At 38.5% G+C, this 17,574-nt stretch carries 16 protein-coding genes and 1 pseudogene; 12 read left to right on the top strand and 5 right to left on the bottom strand.

Features of this window, described 5'->3' with window-relative positions:
- Positions 1-177 precede the first annotated feature (177 nt).
- Positions 178-2,211, top strand: coding sequence for an excinuclease ABC subunit UvrB (uvrB, locus tag HNR69_RS09365; protein WP_183405674.1), 2,034 nt, complete (start codon positions 178-180; stop codon positions 2,209-2,211).
- Here uvrB and tadA read toward each other — a convergent pair.
- Genes tadA through rppH form a run of 5 tightly spaced genes read right to left on the bottom strand, consistent with a single transcriptional unit; the run spans position 2,195 to position 5,768 of the window.
- Positions 2,195-2,659 carry a tRNA adenosine(34) deaminase TadA gene (gene tadA / locus HNR69_RS09360; RefSeq protein ID WP_075321230.1) on the bottom strand — a complete coding sequence of 155 codons (465 nt, stop codon included), beginning with the start codon at positions 2,657-2,659 and terminating at the stop codon, positions 2,195-2,197. The two genes, uvrB and tadA, sit on opposite strands and share 17 nt — an antisense overlap.
- Positions 2,660-2,704: 45 nt before the next feature.
- On the bottom strand, positions 2,705-3,556 hold the full coding sequence (locus HNR69_RS09355; protein ID WP_075294044.1) for a thymidylate synthase: 852 nt from the start codon (positions 3,554-3,556) through the stop codon (positions 2,705-2,707).
- A 6-nt stretch (positions 3,557-3,562) separates the two neighbouring features.
- Positions 3,563-4,375, bottom strand: a complete 813-nt coding sequence (lgt, locus tag HNR69_RS09350) for a prolipoprotein diacylglyceryl transferase (protein ID WP_132995542.1) — start codon at positions 4,373-4,375, stop codon at positions 3,563-3,565.
- A 9-nt stretch (positions 4,376-4,384) separates the two neighbouring features.
- Entirely contained in the window at positions 4,385-5,179 is a 795-nt protein-coding gene (locus HNR69_RS09345; protein ID WP_075294042.1) for a sulfite exporter TauE/SafE family protein, read from the bottom strand.
- Positions 5,180-5,189: 10 nt separating this feature from the next.
- A complete protein-coding gene (gene rppH / locus HNR69_RS09340) occupies positions 5,190-5,768 on the bottom strand; it encodes an RNA pyrophosphohydrolase (RefSeq protein ID WP_011609768.1) in 579 nt (192 codons plus the stop codon).
- A gap of 274 nt (positions 5,769-6,042) precedes the next feature.
- Here rppH and metK point away from each other — a divergent pair, with 274 nt between their 5' ends.
- The 11 genes and pseudogenes from metK to slyD all read left to right on the top strand — a co-directional run bounded on the left by metK (position 6,043) and on the right by slyD (position 17,366).
- Positions 6,043-7,197 carry a methionine adenosyltransferase gene (metK, locus tag HNR69_RS09335; RefSeq protein ID WP_075294041.1) on the top strand — a complete coding sequence of 385 codons (1,155 nt, stop codon included), beginning with the start codon at positions 6,043-6,045 and terminating at the stop codon, positions 7,195-7,197.
- A 77-nt stretch (positions 7,198-7,274) separates the two neighbouring features.
- Entirely contained in the window at positions 7,275-7,784 is a 510-nt protein-coding gene (locus HNR69_RS09330) for a SprT family zinc-dependent metalloprotease (RefSeq protein WP_075294040.1), read from the top strand.
- A gap of 134 nt (positions 7,785-7,918) precedes the next feature.
- Positions 7,919-9,517, top strand: coding sequence for a bifunctional phosphoribosylaminoimidazolecarboxamide formyltransferase/IMP cyclohydrolase (gene purH, locus HNR69_RS09325; protein ID WP_075294039.1), 1,599 nt, complete (start codon positions 7,919-7,921; stop codon positions 9,515-9,517).
- A gap of 15 nt (positions 9,518-9,532) precedes the next feature.
- A complete protein-coding gene (locus tag HNR69_RS09320; protein ID WP_416182625.1) occupies positions 9,533-10,711 on the top strand; it encodes a sulfatase-like hydrolase/transferase in 1,179 nt (392 codons plus the stop codon).
- Positions 10,669-11,148: pseudogene (locus HNR69_RS09805) on the top strand (sulfatase-like hydrolase/transferase); the annotation flags it as partial. The gene HNR69_RS09320 and the pseudogene HNR69_RS09805, both read left to right, overlap by 43 nt.
- Positions 11,145-12,443 (top strand): phosphoribosylamine--glycine ligase, encoded by a 1,299-nt coding sequence (gene purD, locus HNR69_RS09315; RefSeq protein ID WP_075294038.1) that lies wholly within the window; start codon positions 11,145-11,147, stop codon positions 12,441-12,443. The pseudogene HNR69_RS09805 and the gene purD, both read left to right, overlap by 4 nt.
- A gap of 142 nt (positions 12,444-12,585) precedes the next feature.
- Positions 12,586-13,845, top strand: coding sequence for a serine hydroxymethyltransferase (gene glyA, locus HNR69_RS09310; RefSeq protein ID WP_075294037.1), 1,260 nt, complete (start codon positions 12,586-12,588; stop codon positions 13,843-13,845).
- Positions 13,846-14,024: 179 nt separating this feature from the next.
- Positions 14,025-15,641, top strand: a complete 1,617-nt coding sequence (gene pckA / locus HNR69_RS09305; RefSeq protein ID WP_011609774.1) for a phosphoenolpyruvate carboxykinase (ATP) — start codon at positions 14,025-14,027, stop codon at positions 15,639-15,641.
- A gap of 171 nt (positions 15,642-15,812) precedes the next feature.
- Positions 15,813-16,298: a tRNA (uridine(34)/cytosine(34)/5-carboxymethylaminomethyluridine(34)-2'-O)-methyltransferase TrmL gene (gene trmL, locus HNR69_RS09300; protein ID WP_075290450.1), complete on the top strand. Its 486-nt coding sequence runs from the start codon at positions 15,813-15,815 to the stop codon at positions 16,296-16,298.
- 16 nt (positions 16,299-16,314) lie between these two features.
- Complete coding sequence (gene rraB, locus HNR69_RS09295) at positions 16,315-16,728, top strand: ribonuclease E inhibitor RraB (protein WP_011609776.1); 414 nt, start codon at positions 16,315-16,317, stop codon at positions 16,726-16,728.
- Positions 16,729-16,784: 56 nt separating this feature from the next.
- Positions 16,785-17,366 (top strand): peptidylprolyl isomerase, encoded by a 582-nt coding sequence (gene slyD, locus HNR69_RS09290; protein ID WP_011609777.1) that lies wholly within the window; start codon positions 16,785-16,787, stop codon positions 17,364-17,366.
- Positions 17,367-17,574 lie beyond the last annotated feature (208 nt).

The raw sequence follows: 17,574 nt of genomic DNA, 5'->3' as shown, positions 1-17,574 counted from the left end.
ACTGTAGACTGTAGACTGTAGACTGTAGACTGTAGACTGTAGACTGTAGACTGTCATTTTTTCCGTTCTATTTTATTTGTCAAGTAAAAAATTCTTGCCATCTTATCCTATTTTTGTCAGTAAAGAAACGTTTTTTTATGCTAGAATGCACCGCCCTTTTTTAGTATTTTTGTTGCTATGAGCAAAATTAACAGTAAGCCTTTTATTTTACATTCCGACTTTCAACCTTCTGGTGATCAGCCACAAGCTATTGCAAAATTAGCGGAGAATCTTAATGATGGGTTAGCACATCAAACATTGCTTGGCGTTACCGGATCAGGTAAAACCTTTACGATTGCCAATGTCATTGCGAAATTGAATCGTCCTGCTATGGTGTTGGCTCCTAATAAAACTTTGGCTGCTCAACTTTATGCGGAAATGAAGGCTTTTTTTCCGGAAAATGCGGTGGAATATTTTGTGTCTTATTATGATTATTATCAGCCGGAAGCTTATGTGCCGAGTAGTGATACGTTTATTGAAAAAGATGCTTCGATTAATGATCAAATTGAGCAAATGCGTTTGTCTGCGACTAAATCTTTTCTTGAGCGGCGAGACACGATTGTGGTCGCTTCTGTTTCTGCGATTTATGGTTTAGGCGATCCGGATAGCTATTTGAAAATGATGTTGCATTTGCAACATGGTGCGATTGTTGATCAACGCCAAATTTTGGCGAAATTGGCGGAATTACAATACACCCGCAATGATCAGGTTTTTCAACGAGGGACATTTAGAGTGCGGGGAGAAATTATTGATATTTTTCCGGCTGAATCTGATGATCGGGCAGTGCGTATTGAGTTATTTGATGATGAAATTGAGCGTTTGAGTTTATTTGATCCACTGACCGGAGCGAATTTTGGTGCGATACCTCGCTATACTATTTATCCTAAAACGCATTATGTTACACCTCGAGAACGTATTTTAGAGGCGATTGAAAAAATTAAGTTGGAACTTCAGGCACGTCGTGAATATTTGTTGGCAAATAATCGCCTTGTAGAGGAACAACGATTAACTCAGCGAACTCAATTTGATATTGAGATGATGAATGAGTTGGGATATTGTTCGGGGATTGAAAATTACTCACGTTATTTATCAGGGCGAGATGAGGGGGAGCCGCCACCAACGTTATTTGATTATATTCCAAGTGATGGTTTGTTAATTATTGATGAAAGCCATGTCACTGTTCCGCAAATAGGCGGTATGTATCGTGGCGACCGTTCACGCAAAGAAACGCTTGTGGAATACGGTTTTCGTTTGCCTTCGGCGTTGGATAATCGCCCATTACGTTTTGAAGAATTTGAGCGTTTAGCACCGCAGACTATCTACGTTTCGGCAACACCGGGGCCTTATGAATTGGAAAAATCGGGCGATGAAATTATTGATCAGGTTGTGAGACCTACCGGTTTACTCGATCCGGAAGTGGAGATACGTCCTGTAGCGATTCAAGTTGATGATTTGTTATCGGAAGCAAGGAAAAGAGCGGAGCAAAATGAGCGAGTTTTGGTCACCACGTTAACCAAACGTATGGCGGAAGATCTCACGGATTATTTAGAAGAACATGGTATTCGGGTTCGCTATTTACATTCAGATATTGATACCGTTGAACGTGTTGAAATCATTCGTGATTTGCGTTTAGGTGAATTTGATGTATTAGTTGGGATTAACTTACTGCGAGAGGGTTTGGATATTCCGGAAGTTTCCTTAGTTGCGATTTTAGATGCCGATAAAGAGGGGTTTCTTCGTTCTGAACGTTCTCTTATTCAGACTATCGGTCGTGCGGCACGAAATTTAAACGGAAAAGCGATTTTATACGCAGACAGCATAACGAAATCTATGCAAAAAGCGATTGATGAAACTCATCGTCGGCGAGAAAAACAAATGAAATACAATGCGGAAAAAGGCATTGTGCCACAGGCTTTAAATAAAAAAGTGGGCGAATTACTGGATATTGGGCAAGGTGCTATAACGAAAAGTAAAACAAAGGCTCGTGCTAAAACTGTGGCGGAATCATCCGCACTTTATCAAAAGATAAATTCGCCTAAGGACTATCAACAACAAGTGAAAAAACTTGAACAACAGATGTATAAATTTGCCCAAGATTTAGAATTTGAAAAAGCGGCTGCAATTAGAGATCAGTTACAAGAATTAAAGGAAAGGTTTAAAGTTGGGCTTTAAATGCCTTTTTTTGTTTTCTACGTTTTTGAAAAAATGTACTAATTTTTTGGCTACATTCTTCTTGCAACACACCCCCTGTAATTTCCAGCATATGGTTCATTTTGTAATCATTAAAAAAATGAAAGCGTGAGCCGACCGCACCTGTTTTGTAGTCATAAGCACCGAATACTAAACGCCCGATTCGGCTGTGTAAAATGGCACCGGCACACATCGTACAAGGCTCCAGCGTGACATAGAGGGTTGTGTCAAGTAAACGATAATTTTGTAATTTTTGTCCGGCTTGGCGTAATGCAATAATCTCTGCATGTGCGGTAGGATCGTTGTGAATAATGGATAGGTTCCATCCTTCTGCAAGAATATCGCCTTGTTTATCCACTAAAACCGCCCCGACAGGAATTTCTCCCAATGCCTCCGCCTTATCCGCTAGAGATAAGGCATAACGCATCATTTTTTCATCAAAATCAGACCGCACTGTTGAGGTTTTTCCTATTTTTTAAACTGAGAAGGGGTATTTAATCGCCTCATGGCATTGATAGCCAATCACTTTGAAGTCGTCCATTGTTACCCAAGTTTCTAAATCTTCCAAGGTTTTAATATCAGGATTAATTTCTAATCGAGGAAGCGGAAACGGCTCTCTTTTAAGCTGTACATCACGCATTAATTCAAACTGATCTTCGTAAATATGTGCATTGATAATTTTATGATAGGCTTGTCCCGCTTTTTTGCCGGTAATTTGTGCCATTAATGCTAAGAATGTGAATACTTGAATTTGATTGAAATTGAGTCCCAGCGGAACATCACATGAACGTTGATAACTGGTTAAATAAAGTGTATCGCCCAGTAAAGAAAATGTGTGAGTATGCATGCAGGGGCGTAAGCAACCCAGATCAATTTCACCGGGATTGAAAAAGGTTAAAATCTCTCCTCGATCATCAATCCCTTTGCTCAGGTTATTGACGATTTTACGTAGCTGATCGACAGTTTCTCCGTTCGGTTTCCGCCAACGACGACCTTGTACGCCATATACTCTTCCCATATCGTCTGTACCTTTACGTACCGGATTATTGAGCCATGCTTGATTTTCATTGGCATTTGCGTCCCATGTTTTAGTGCCTAATTTACGAAAATCAGCAGCATTGTCATAGCCTCGAATATAGCCTAAAAATTCAGCGATAGCCGCTTTCCAGTAACTTTTTCTAGTCGTAATTAAAGGAAATTGGTTGTTTGCAACATCATAGGTGAGATCGGCGTTAATAACCGTTAAGCAACGTTTTTCCGTGCGTTCGTTTTCGACCCAATGACCTTGATCAATAATACGTTGACATAAATTTAAATATTGACGCATAAAAATTTACCCTTTTTTAACCGCACTTTTATTTGCCTTTGAACGAGAATAAGACCAAATCATCACGGCAAGTCCGCCGAATATCATTGGTAAACAGAGTAATTGCCCTCGAGTGAGAAGGTCATCAATGGTATTTACGTTGTGATCAATTTCTCGTACATATTCCACTAGGAAACGGAAGATACCATAGCCGATTAGAAACAATCCTGCTACGGAACCGGTTGGGCGTGGTTTGCGAATATAGAGATTTAAGATGATTAATAAAATGAAACCTTCTAAAAAGGCTTCATAGAGTTGAGAGGGATGTCGAGGTGTGGTTGAAGCGTAAGGAATGATTGCCCAAGGTACATCTGTTACTCTTCCCCATAATTCGCTGTTAATAAAGTTACCAATTCTTCCCATGCCTAAACCGAAAGGAATTAAAGGAGCGACAAAATCTGCAGTCTGCCAAAAACAGCGACGTTGGCGACGAGATGTCCAAATCATTGCGAGAATGACGCCGATTAATCCACCGTGGAAAGACATTCCACCTTCCCAAATACGAAATAGATAGAGTGGATCAGCAAAAAACTTATCAACGTTGTAAAAGAACACATCACCGATTCTTCCACCTAAAATAACGCCAAAAAATCCGTTGTATAATAATTGTTCCAGTTGTTCTGATGTCCATACTCCATTTGATTTTTTCGCCCGAGCCGTTCCGAGCCAATAAGCAAAACCAAAACCGAGCAAATACATAACACCATACCAATGTAAACTGACGGGTCCTAAGCTAAACATGACAGGATCAATATAGGGCATTTGAAAAAATGTATTCATTAAATTTCCTTATTTAAAAAGCATATTAAGTGCAATCACACAAAGCATTATTGCGAAATAGCGTTTTAATGTAGGTACAGGCAGTTTGGATGTCGTAGTTGCACCTATTTTTGACGTAAAAAATGAGGTGATGGTAATGCCTAAAACAGCAGGTAAATAGACATAACCAAGCGAATATTCCGGCATTTCAGTAACGCCCCAACCACTACGCATAAAACTGAGTGCCCCCGATAGCCCTAATAGCATGCCGCAAACTGCGGAAGATCCAATAGCTTTCTTTATATCTACACCCCGAGAATTTAAAAACGGTACGATAAATCCGCCACCGCCAATGCCTGCAATGCTGGACACAATACCAATTAAAACGCCGCCAATAACTGACGATAAAGGAGTGAGTTTTTTAGTATTTTTGATTTGAATTTTAGTGGAAATAACCATTCTTATTGCCATATAAGCGACTAAAACTGCAAAGAGTTTACTGGATAAACTCTTATCTAATTGACTGACAATACCGGTAAAAACAAACGTTGATAACATCAGAGTTGGAATGAGAATTTTAACTGCATCCCAAACTACATTACCAAGTTTGTAATGACGCTGTGCTGAAGAAAAACTGGTGATGACAATTGTAGCGAAAGACGTACCAAGTGCGGTTGACATGAGCAGATGATCCGGCACACCAACCATCGGAAGTAAATACACAAGCGTAGGAACAATAATGAGTCCTCCGCCAATACCGAATAATCCAGCAAGAAACCCTGCAAAGGTTCCTACACCTAGACAAATGAGAAAAAAGGTTAACATTTTATCCCCCTCACTGATTTGAAGAATATTTATGATTTTTTTTGTGAATAAGTTTTTTCTTAACCGATGAAAACATTTTTTTTTCTTCCGGTACAGATAGTCGAGATTTTAAATTTGTATCAAATAAAAACAATGCAAACTCTTTCATTACCTTACGGTAAACATCTTTTTTAAATGTGACAACTTGCCTCACCGGATACCAAAAACTGACCCAACGCCAACCATCAAATTCCGGTGATTTTGTGTGCTGCATATTGATTCTTTTTTCATCAGAAACCAATTGCAATAAAAACCAACGTTGTTTTTGTCCGATACAAATTGGTCGGTTATCATGACGAAGTAAGCGTTTTGGTAATTTATAGCGTAGCCAGTGTTTTGAAACATATAAAATCTCGACATCTTTCGGTGTTAAACCGGCTTCTTCATATAATTCACGATACATCGCCTGCTCAGCAGTTTCATTGTCATTTATGCCACCTTGTGGAAACTGCCAAGAGTTTTGTCCATATCTTTTCGCCCAAAGCACCTGCCTTTCTGCATTGCAGATCACGATACCTACATTAGGGCGATATCCATCGAAATCGATCACTCTCCTTCACCTTAATTAATTGTTAATTTTTAATAACCTTGACATGAAGTAGGTGCTAACCAATATATTTTCTTTTTTGAGAATTGTTAAATTATTGAAATGAAAATATTGTTGTCCGCACAATGCCGAATAATTTGCAGATTGTTTCACAATCTGTCCCTTTATACAACCTAAATTAAGACTTGCCTTTTAATTAAAAAAGCGTAATATAGCCGTCTAGACGTTAAAACATCTAAAAAATATTAATAAAAATTTCTACCATTAAGGAAAATCTATGTCATCTTATTTATTTACCTCCGAATCTGTATCGGAAGGACATCCGGACAAAATTGCCGATCAAATTTCCGATGCAGTACTTGATGAGATTTTGAGACAAGATCCAAAAGCTCGAGTAGCTTGTGAAACCTATGTAAAAACAGGTATGGCTCTAGTCGGCGGTGAAATTACAACTTCTGCTTGGGTGGATATTGAGAACTTAACACGTCAAGTAATTTGCGATATTGGCTATAAACATTCGGACATAGGCTTTGACGGGCATTCATGTGCGGTATTAAATGCCATTGGTAAACAATCTTCTGATATTAATCAGGGAGTGGATCGTGAAAGTCCATTAGATCAAGGTGCCGGTGATCAAGGGATTATGTTTGGCTATGCAACGAATGAAACCGACGTTTTAATGCCTGCCGCTATTACTTATGCTCACCGCTTAATGGAACGTCAAGCACAAGTGCGTAAAAAAGGTATATTAGATTGGTTGCGTCCCGATGCCAAAAGTCAGGTTACGTTGAAATACGAAGATAATAGAATCGTCGGAATTGACGCAGTTGTCCTTTCCACTCAGCATTCTGATAATGTTGATCAAAAAACTGTTCACGAAGGGGTAATGGAAGAAATTATTAAACCGATTTTACCGGCAGAATGGTTATCAAAAGAGACGAAATATTTTATCAACCCAACCGGTCGTTTTGTTATTGGCGGTCCAATGGGAGATTGCGGTTTAACTGGACGTAAAATTATTGTAGATACTTACGGTGGAGCGGCAAGACACGGCGGTGGTGCATTTTCAGGTAAAGATCCGTCAAAAGTGGATCGTTCGGCAGCTTATGCCGCTCGTTATGTTGCCAAAAATATTGTTGCTGCGGGGCTGGCTGATCGGTGTGAAATTCAACTTTCTTATGCTATCGGTGTAGCGGAACCAACGTCGATTATGGTGGAAACTTTTGGTACAGGAAAAGTTGCCAATGAATTACTGGTTGCTCTGATTCGTGAATTTTTTGATTTACGTCCTTATGGCTTAATTAAAATGCTGGATTTAATCCAACCTATTTATCGTCAAACCGCCGCTTATGGACATTTTGGACGAGAACAATTCCCTTGGGAAAAAGTGGATCGTGCAGAAGAATTACGTGCTGCCGCAAGTTTAAAATAACGATTAATTTCTCATATGAGGCGAACTCAACAGTTCGCCTTTTGTTTATAAATCTTACCCAAAATTGACCGCACTTTATGCCTAAAACTGAACAAAATTTAGCTGAGTTTCGTCATATAAAAATGCAAATCCAAAGACGTTTAAGAGATTGCTTAATACTGGCTGAACAATATTTTCAATGTAATTTTGCGATGCCGACAGTCAGTTATGATGTGCGAGGAATGAAAGCAGGGGTCGCCTATTTACAACAAAACAGCATAAAATTAAACCGCACTTTATTGCTGGAAAATCCGCAACAATTTATTCAGCAAGTAGTTCCTCATGAGTTGGCACATTTAATTGTGTATCAACAATTCGGGCGTGTAAAACCTCACGGCTCAGAATGGCAACATGTGATGAACAAGATTTTTCAGCTTCCGGCGGATACGTGTCATCAGTTTGATGTAACGAATGTAAGAGGCAAAACGTTTACTTATCAATGTCAATGTCAAACCCATCAATTGTCCGCACGTCGTCATCACAACATTCAACAAAAAAGTGCGGTATATTTTTGCAAAAAATGTCAGGGTATTTTAGTGCGTATATAAAGCAGTGGAAAAATAATTTTACCGCTACATGTATTCATTCTGTACTTAATTATAGGCTTTTTTATTTACACAAGAGCAAACGTTTGCGTTATAATGCCTGCGTTTTTTGTCGGTTAAAATAAAGGAAATATTCAATGCAATTAAATCATCCTATTCGTCAAGCATTACTCAGCGTTTCAGATAAATCAGGAATTGTTGAATTTGCACAAGGTTTAGTTAAACGAGGTGTAAAACTATTATCAACAGGGGGGACGGCAAAATTACTCGCTGAAAACGGGGTTCCTGTTACGGAAGTATCTGATTATACAGGTTTTCCTGAAATGATGGAGGGACGTGTAAAAACCTTGCATCCTAAAATTCATGGGGGCATTTTAGGTCGCCGTGGTATAGATGATGAAGTTATGATGCAACATCAAATTGATGCTATTGATATGGTTGTAGTGAACTTATATCCTTTTGCGGCAACTGTAGCAAAACCTGATTGCACACTTGAAGATGCAGTAGAAAACATTGATATTGGCGGTCCGACAATGGTACGTTCTGCCGCAAAAAATCATCAACATGTGGCTATTGTAGTCAATAATGGCGATTTTAATGCAATTCTTGCTGAAATGGATCAAAATCGAAATAGTTTAACATTAGAGACAAGATTTGATTTAGCCATTAAAGCGTTTGAACATACCGCACAATATGACAGCATGATCGCCAATTATTTCGGACAAATGGTAAAACCTTATTTCAGAGCTGAAGAAGAAGCTGAAGCGAAGTGCGGTCAATTTCCACGAACTTTAAATCTTAATTTTATACGTAAACAATCTATGCGTTATGGTGAAAACGGTCATCAAAAAGCAGCATTCTATGTAGAACAAGACGTAAAAGAAGCAAGTGTCTCAACCGCTAAACAGTTACAAGGTAAAGCACTTTCTTATAATAATATTGCCGACACTGATGCCGCACTTGAATGTGTGAAATCTTTTTCCGAGCCGGCTTGTGTTATTGTTAAGCATGCTAACCCTTGCGGTGTAGCACTGGGCAAGGATATTCTCGAAGCCTATAATCGAGCTTACCAAACGGATCCAACCTCAGCTTTCGGTGGAATTATTGCATTTAATCGTGAGTTAGATGAAGACACGGCAAAAGCCATTATTGAGCGGCAATTCGTTGAAGTGATCATTGCACCGACCGTCAGTTCCGCCGCCCAAGAAATTGTGAAAAGTAAGAAAAATGTTCGCTTATTGATGTGTGGCAATTGGGAAAGTGCAATACAACGCTTGGATTTTAAACGTGTCAATGGCGGTTTGTTGGTACAAGAGGCTGATTTATCTATGGTGGATTTAGCAGATCTTGAAGTAGTCAGTAAACGTCAACCGACCAAACAAGAGTTGGAAGATCTTTTATTCTGTTGGAAAGTGGCAAAATTTGTGAAATCCAACGCTATTGTATACGCTAAAAATAATCAAACTGTAGGGATTGGTGCCGGACAAATGAGCCGTGTTTATTCAGCGAAAATTGCAGGGATCAAAGCAAAAGATGAAGGTTTGGAAGTAAAAGGCTGTGTAATGGCATCGGATGCTTTCTTTCCGTTCCGTGATGGCATTGATGCAGCCGCAAAAGTTGGTATTGAATGCGTAATCCATCCGGGCGGTTCAATGCGTGATCAAGAAGTTATCGATGCCGCCAATGAGCATAATATGGTAATGGTACTCACTAAAATGCGTCATTTTAGACATTAATAAATAAGGATTTTCATGAAAAATATCATTGTTTTGTTGAGTTATTCTGCTGTTTTATTAATTAGTGAAATACTTTATCGCTATTTTTTTGGAATAAATAGTTTATACAAAATTAGTGAGAGTTTTCTAATAATATTTATTTTAATTTCATTATTTTATTTCTCAAAATATAAGATAACTCGTTTTATTATTTTGTTATTTTTTTCTTGTAGTACGTTAGTTAATAATGTTCATTATGAGGTCTATCAAAGCTGGATTAATGGTACAAATTATTTATTAATGTTTAAAGAATATTGGGAAGTTACAAATGCCGGTATTCATATGTTGGATAAAATATCCGGAGGGATAATTTGGGGTGTTTTTGATATTCTTATTTTTTCTTCTATTTCAAGATTTAGAAAAAAAACATATTTAATTGCAGATATTTTATTCCTATTAAGTATGGCTTATATTTTTATTCGTAGTTTTTATTCTGATCAAGAACTGGGAATTACTTCCAATCCGGGCTACTCAAGAATTAAAGCAAATTATTTTTCTTTTGGATATTTTATAGGTAGAACTTTACCCTATGATTTATTTAATTTGAGCAACGTATCGGTTTATTACAAAGATAAGCCGAAGCCGAAACCTAAATTCTCATTCCAAATACCTAATATTATTTGGATTATGGGAGAAAGTGTAAGTGCAAATAATGTAAGTGCATTGGGGTATGAGAGAGAAACCACCCCATTCTTAACATCTTTATCAAAAAATTTTCCTACTGAAACATTATTAAAACCTGCATATTCAGCAGGCTCAAGGACTGCTATTTCTCTCCCATCATTGTTTAATGCCATTCCAAAACCAAATGGGTTAGAACAAATTGTTAGCGGAAGAACTAACTTATTCCGCTTAGCTAAAGAGCAGGGATATGAAACATATTTCTATTCTTCACAACCTGAAAATCAAATGATGATTATGAGTCTTATGGGTAAAACGTGGGTCGATGATTTGCGTTTTCCTAATAGCCTTGGGTATAAATCTTCTGAAGGAATGCATGATCATAACTTATTTCCATTACTGGAAAATATAGATTTAAGTGAGGTGGGGGGGGTAAGAAGCACTTCGTTGTTTTACACCAAAGAGGATCTCATACACCCTATGCTTATTATTTATCTGAGCAAGAAAAAGTTTTCAAAGAGAACACCCCTTTAGATAAATATGATAGTACTATATATAATACGGATAAATTAATTGAAAAAGTGTTTAATTATCTTAAAACATCTTTAAAACCTGAAGATTGGGTTTTAATTTATACTTCCGATCACGGACAGTTTGTTTCTAATGAAGTATATAATCAAGGAACATTAAATGAAGCTAATTATTTAGTGCCTATTTTTATTTATTCTGAAAATAAGTTTTTACAAGATATTTTTCATAACCATTTTTCATCTTGTAAAAAAATGTTTCATCAGCAACTGGCTACATTTTTAATTAACATCATGAGTTATGATATGGATATATCTGATTGTAGGGATGGTACAATTAATCATTCAATTCTAACGGGAGATTCAGGGTATTTAAATATTAAGGAAAATACGCCTCCCGCTTTCTTTATTCCTAAAAAACAGTTAAGGAAGGAAAAACAATGAATATTTTAATTATCGGAAATGGTGGACGTGAACATGCTTTGGTGTGGAAAGTCGCACAATCACCTTTAGCAAGCAAAATATTTGTTGCACCCGGCAATGCGGGGACAGCTATGGAAACAGACGGAAAATGTGCGGTGGAAAATGTAGCTATTTCCGCTACTGATATTGATGCACTGGTCAACTTTGCACAAGAAAATCAAATTGGCTTGACTATCGTGGGACCTGAAGCACCTTTAGTGCTTGGTGTGGTCGATGCTTTTCGAGCATCAGGGTTAAAAATCTTTGGTCCAACTCAAGCGGCGGCTCAATTAGAAGGCTCAAAGGCATTTACGAAAGATTTTCTTGCTCGCCATCATATTCCTACTGCTGAATACCGCAGTTTTACTGATGCAGAAAAAGCGATTGCTTATGTGCGTGAAAAAGATGCACCGATTGTTGTTAAAGCAGACGGTTTGGCTACAGGCAAAGGTGTGATTGTTGCAATGACGTTGGCTGAGGCGGAAAAAGCTATTCAAGATATGCTTTCCGGTAATGCTTTTGGCAAAGCTGGTAGCAAAGTAGTGATTGAGGAATTTTTAGAGGGTGAAGAAGCCAGTTTTATTGTTATGGTAGACGGTAAAAATGTAGAGCCGATGGCGACTTCACAAGATCATAAACGTGTTGGCGAAAATGATACTGGTCCGAATACAGGGGGAATGGGAGCGTATTCTCCGGCACCTGTAGTGACACCGGAAATTCATACGCGAATTATGCAACAGATCATTTATCCTACCGTGAATGGCATGGCGAAAGAAGGCAATATTTATACAGGTTTTTTATATGCCGGTTTAATGATTGATAAACACGGACAGCCTAAAGTAATTGAATTTAACTGTCGTTTTGGCGACCCTGAAACCCAACCGATTATGATGCGTATGCGGTCTGATTTGGTTGAGCTTTGTTTAAATGCCTGCGAGGGTAAATTGGATCAAGTGAAATCTGAATGGTCTGAGCAAGCGGCACTTGGTATTGTTTTAGCCGCAGAAGGCTATCCGAATAACTATCGCAAAGGCGATGAAATTCAAGGCTTGCCAATAAGTGCGGGTGAAAATCAAAAAGTTTTTTTAGCCGGAGTTGAGCAAAAAGGAGAGCGATTATTGACGAATGGAGGGCGTGTGCTTTGTGTAACAGCGATGGGTGAAAATGTTTTTGCCGCACAACAGCAAGCATTAAAATTGGCGAAACAAATCCAATGGAGCGGACGTTTTTATCGGCAAGATATTGGTTATCGTGCCGTAGCAAGAGAAAATCAATAAAAGTGCGGTCAATCTTATCGGTATTTATGAATGAAATTTTTTCATTACACCGATGAAAAATAGGAATTAATTTTTAATTAAATTTTTAAGTTAAAACAGGTAAACTGTTACCATTTCATAAGTGAGCAAAGAGGAAAACATAATGTTAAAAAGAAGTATGAATATTGCCGATTACGATCCGGTTTTATGGCAAGCCATTCAAGATGAAAATCTTCGTCAAGAAGAGCATATTGAGCTAATTGCCTCAGAAAACTATGCCAGCCCACGAGTAATGGAAGCACAAGGTTGTCAATTCACCAATAAATATGCAGAAGGCTATCCGGGTAAACGTTATTATGGCGGTTGTGAATATGCAGATATTGTTGAACAATTAGCGATTGATCGGGCAAAAGAGTTGTTCGGTGCAGATTATGCTAACGTTCAACCGCACTCCGGCTCACAAGCAAATGCGGCGGTTTATATGGCATTATTAAATCCGGGGGACACCATTTTAGGAATGAGCCTTGCTCATGGGGGACATTTAACTCACGGTGCCTCGGTCAGTTTCTCCGGTAAAATTTATAAAGCGGAGCAATACGGTATTACATCCGAAGGACTGATTGACTATGATGCGTTGCGTAAACAGGCTCATGAAGTGAAACCAAAAATGATCGTCGGCGGATTTTCTGCCTATTCTCAAATCGTTGACTGGGCAAAAATGCGTGAAATTGCCGATGAAGTAGGTGCATATTTATTTGTTGATATGGCACATGTTGCAGGGCTTATTGCCGCCGGTGTATATCCAAGCCCAATGCCACATGCTCATGTAGTTACCACCACAACACACAAAACCTTAGCGGGGCCTCGTGGAGGGTTAATTCTTGCCAACGGCAATGAAGAACTTTACAAAAAATTAAATAGTGCGGTATTTCCGGCAGGACAAGGCGGACCGTTAGTTCATGTTATTGCAGCGAAAGCCGTTTGTTTTAAAGAAGCTTTGGAACCTGAGTTCAAAACTTATCAAGCACAAGTAGTAAAAAATGCAAAAGCTATGGTAAAAGTTTTTAAACAACGTGGTTACAACGTTGTCTCTAACGGTACAGAAAACCATTTATTCTTAGTTGATTTAGTCAATCATGGCTTAACCGGTAAAGCGGCTGATGCGGCGTTAAGTCGTGCCAATATTACTGTTAATAAAAATGCGGTTCCTAATGATCCGCAAAAACCGTTCGTTACCTCAGGTATTCGTGTGGGAACACCTGCTGTAACTCGTCGAGGCTTCAACGAAGAAGATGTGGCGGAACTTGCCGGTTGGATGTGCGATATTTTAGACAGTATGAATAAAGATAACCATGAACAAGTCATTGCTGATACTAAAGAAAAAGTATTAGCAATTTGCAAACGTCTTCCTGTTTATCCATAATCATATTAATCTTAATTCAAAGCGATGGTTCAACCATCGCTTTTTATAATTCTCAACATTCATTTCATTTATTTTTCAATTTTGAGATCAAGATAACATTTTTTATTTCTTATTTTCACTATAATATCTACCACTAAATGATTAACTTTTAAAATTAACTTTTAACTATGAGGTGTTTTATGACTGACTTAAACAAAGTAATAAATGAATTAGGTGAATTAGGCATCTATGATGTAAAAGAGATTGTCCATAATCCGAGTTATGAACAACTTTTTGAAGAAGAAACCAAACCGGGTTTAGCGGGCTTCGAGAAAGGTGTTGTTACCACTTCAGGTGCGGTTGCGGTAGATACGGGAATTTTTACCGGTCGTTCGCCAAAAGATAAGTACATTGTTTTAGATGAAAAAACAAAAAATACAGTATGGTGGACGAGCGATGCGGCGAAAAACGACAATAAGCCGATGAACCAAGAAACTTGGCAAAGTTTGAAAGGGTTGGTCACCAAACAGCTTTCCGGCAAGCGTTTGTTTGTTATCGACGCTTTTTGCGGAGCAAACCCTGATACACGTTTAGCAGTGCGTATTGTTACTGAAGTCGCATGGCAGGCACATTTTGTAAAAAATATGTTTATTCGTCCGTCTGATGAAGAATTGCAAAATTTCAAACCGGACTTTACGGTTATGAACGGTTCTAAAGTAACTAACCCGAATTGGAAAGAGCAAGGATTAAATTCAGAGAACTTTGTGGCATTTAACATTACTGAGGGCGTTCAATTAATCGGCGGTACTTGGTACGGCGGTGAAATGAAAAAAGGGATGTTCTCAATGATGAACTACTTCTTACCATTAAAAGGTATCGCCTCAATGCACTGTTCTGCAAACGTAGGCAAAGATGGCGATGTGGCGATTTTCTTCGGCCTATCCGGTACAGGTAAAACAACGCTTTCAACCGATCCGAAACGTCAATTAATCGGTGATGATGAACATGGCTGGGATGATGACGGTGTCTTCAACTATGAAGGTGGTTGTTATGCAAAAACAATCAAACTTTCCGCAGAAAGCGAGCCTGATATTTATCGTGCAATCAGACGTGATGCGTTGTTAGAAAATGTTGTCGTTCGTGAGGATGGTTCCGTTGACTTTGATGACGGTTCAAAAACGGAGAATACTCGTGTATCTTATCCAATTTACCACATTGACAATATTGTTAAACCGGTATCAAAAGCAGGACATGCAACAAAAGTTATCTTCTTAACGGCAGATGCGTTCGGTGTCTTACCTCCGGTTTCAAAACTCACACCTGAACAAACTAAATACTACTTCTTATCCGGTTTCACTGCAAAATTAGCCGGTACAGAGCGTGGCATTACTGAGCCGACGCCAACATTCTCCGCCTGTTTCGGTGCGGCATTCTTAAGTTTGCACCCAACCCAATACGCAGAAGTGTTGGTAAAACGTATGAAAGATTCTGGTGCTGAAGCGTACTTAGTCAATACAGGTTGGAACGGTACAGGTAAACGCATCTCAATTAAAGATACTCGTGGTATTATCGACGCTATCTTAGACGGTTCAATTGAAAGTGCGGAAATGGGATCATTACCAATCTTCGATTTAGCCATTCCAAAAGCATTACCGGGTGTTGATCCTGCAATCTTAGATCCTCGTGATACTTATGCGGATAAAGCACAATGGCAAGCAAAAGCGGAAGACCTTGCAAGTCGTTTCGTGAAAAACTTTGAAAAATATGCTACAAATGAAGAAGGAAAAGCACTCATCGCAGCTGGTCCTAAAGCTTAATAATATATTTTCCATCATGAAAGGCGGAGAGTTCTCCGCCTTTTTTATGCACATTTAGACCGCACTTTCTGTTTGCTTAGAAGTATTTTTTGAAGGAATCGGTAGGAATAATTTTGTGATTAGTTGATAAAAGAGTAAAATTCCCCATGTTGCATAAACGAGGATTTTGTTATGTTAGACATCGTACTGTATGAACCGGAAATTCCCCAAAATACGGGAAATATTATTCGCCTATGTGCCAATACGGGTTTTCGTTTACATTTAATCGAACCCTTAGGATTTACTTGGGACGATAAAAAATTACGCCGTTCAGGTTTGGATTATCATGAATTTGCACAAATCAAAAAGCATAAAACTTTTAATGAATTTCTAAACACAGAACAACCTAACCGTCTTTTTGCACTCACAACAAAAGGTACACCTGCACATAGCCAAGTAAATTTTGAGTTGGGCGACTATCTTATGTTCGGCCCGGAAACTAGAGGTATCCCAATGTCAATTTTAGATAACTTACCGACAACACAAAAAATTCGTATTCCAATGATAGAAAATAGCCGTAGCATGAATTTATCCAATGCTGTTGCGGTTACTGTCTATGAAGCATGGCGACAATTAAATTATATCAACGCAATGAATTTATCCCCACTCCCTAAATAAACATAAAGGAAAAAATATGACTGCACTTGTAGATCTCCAAGAAGAAACCAGAAAAATTATTACTGATTTACTCAATGACGGTAGTGATCCTGATGCTTTATATATTATTGAACATCATATCGCACATGACGATTTTGATAAGTTAGAAAAAATCGCCGTTGATGCTTTCAAAGCAGGCTATGAAGTTTCTGAAGCGGAAGAATTTGAAGATGAACAAGGTAAATCTATTTTCTGCTTTGACATCATTAGTGAAGTTAATTTAAAAGCAGAAATCATTGATGCACAACAAAAAGACTTATTGCCATTAATCACAAAATTCGGCGGCATTTATGACGGATGGGGTACTTACTTCGAAGATCCGAATGCAACAGAAGATGAATATGGTAATGACGGAGAATTTTTTGACGAATATCCAAATGAAGATGAATGACAATAGCCAATATTTTGGCTAAAATGACCGCACTTTTACAGCATAAAGGAATAAAAATGAAAGTAGAAAAAAATGTTGTGGTAAGTATCGCTTACCAAGTACGCACTGAAGACGGCGTATTGGTTGATGAAGCACCGGCAAATCAACCTTTAGAATATTTACATGGACATCAGAACCTCGTGATCGGACTGGAGAATGCACTGGAAGGTAAATCTGTCGGTGATAAATTCGAAGTGCGTGTAAAACCGGAAGAAGGGTACGGAGAATATAATGAAAACATGGTGCAACGTGTACCCAAAGATATTTTTGTGGGCGTTGATGAGCTGGTAGTCGGTATGCGTTTTATCGCAGATACGGATCTTGGGCCATTACCTGTTGTTATCACTGAAGTAAATGAAAATGAGGTGGTAGTTGATGGTAACCATATGCTTGCCGGTCAAGAATTGCATTTTTCCGTAGAGGTCATTGCAACGCGTGAAGCAACACTGGAAGAAATGGCACATGGTCATATTCATACAGAGGGCGGTTGTTGTGCACATGATAATGATGAAGAGGGTCATCATTGCGGATGTGGCGGACATCATCATGAACACCATGAACATCACGGTTGTTGTGGAAATCATGGTTGCAAATCGTAAACAATCAACAACAAGTGTAAAATACAAATAAAATACACGAAATCATTCCCTTACTAATAAATTTGGGATAAAATCGCCCAAATTTATTACTTAACCATTTGATAGACGAAAACAATATGAGCCTACAGCCTACAGCCTACAGCCTACAGCCTACAGCCTACAGCCTACAGCCTACAGCCTACAGCCTACAGCCTACAGCCTACAGCCT

Source organism: Histophilus somni (assembly GCF_014202395.1).
GTDB lineage: Bacteria > Pseudomonadota > Gammaproteobacteria > Enterobacterales > Pasteurellaceae > Histophilus > Histophilus somni.
This window is presented reverse-complemented; position numbering and strand designations above follow the sequence as displayed.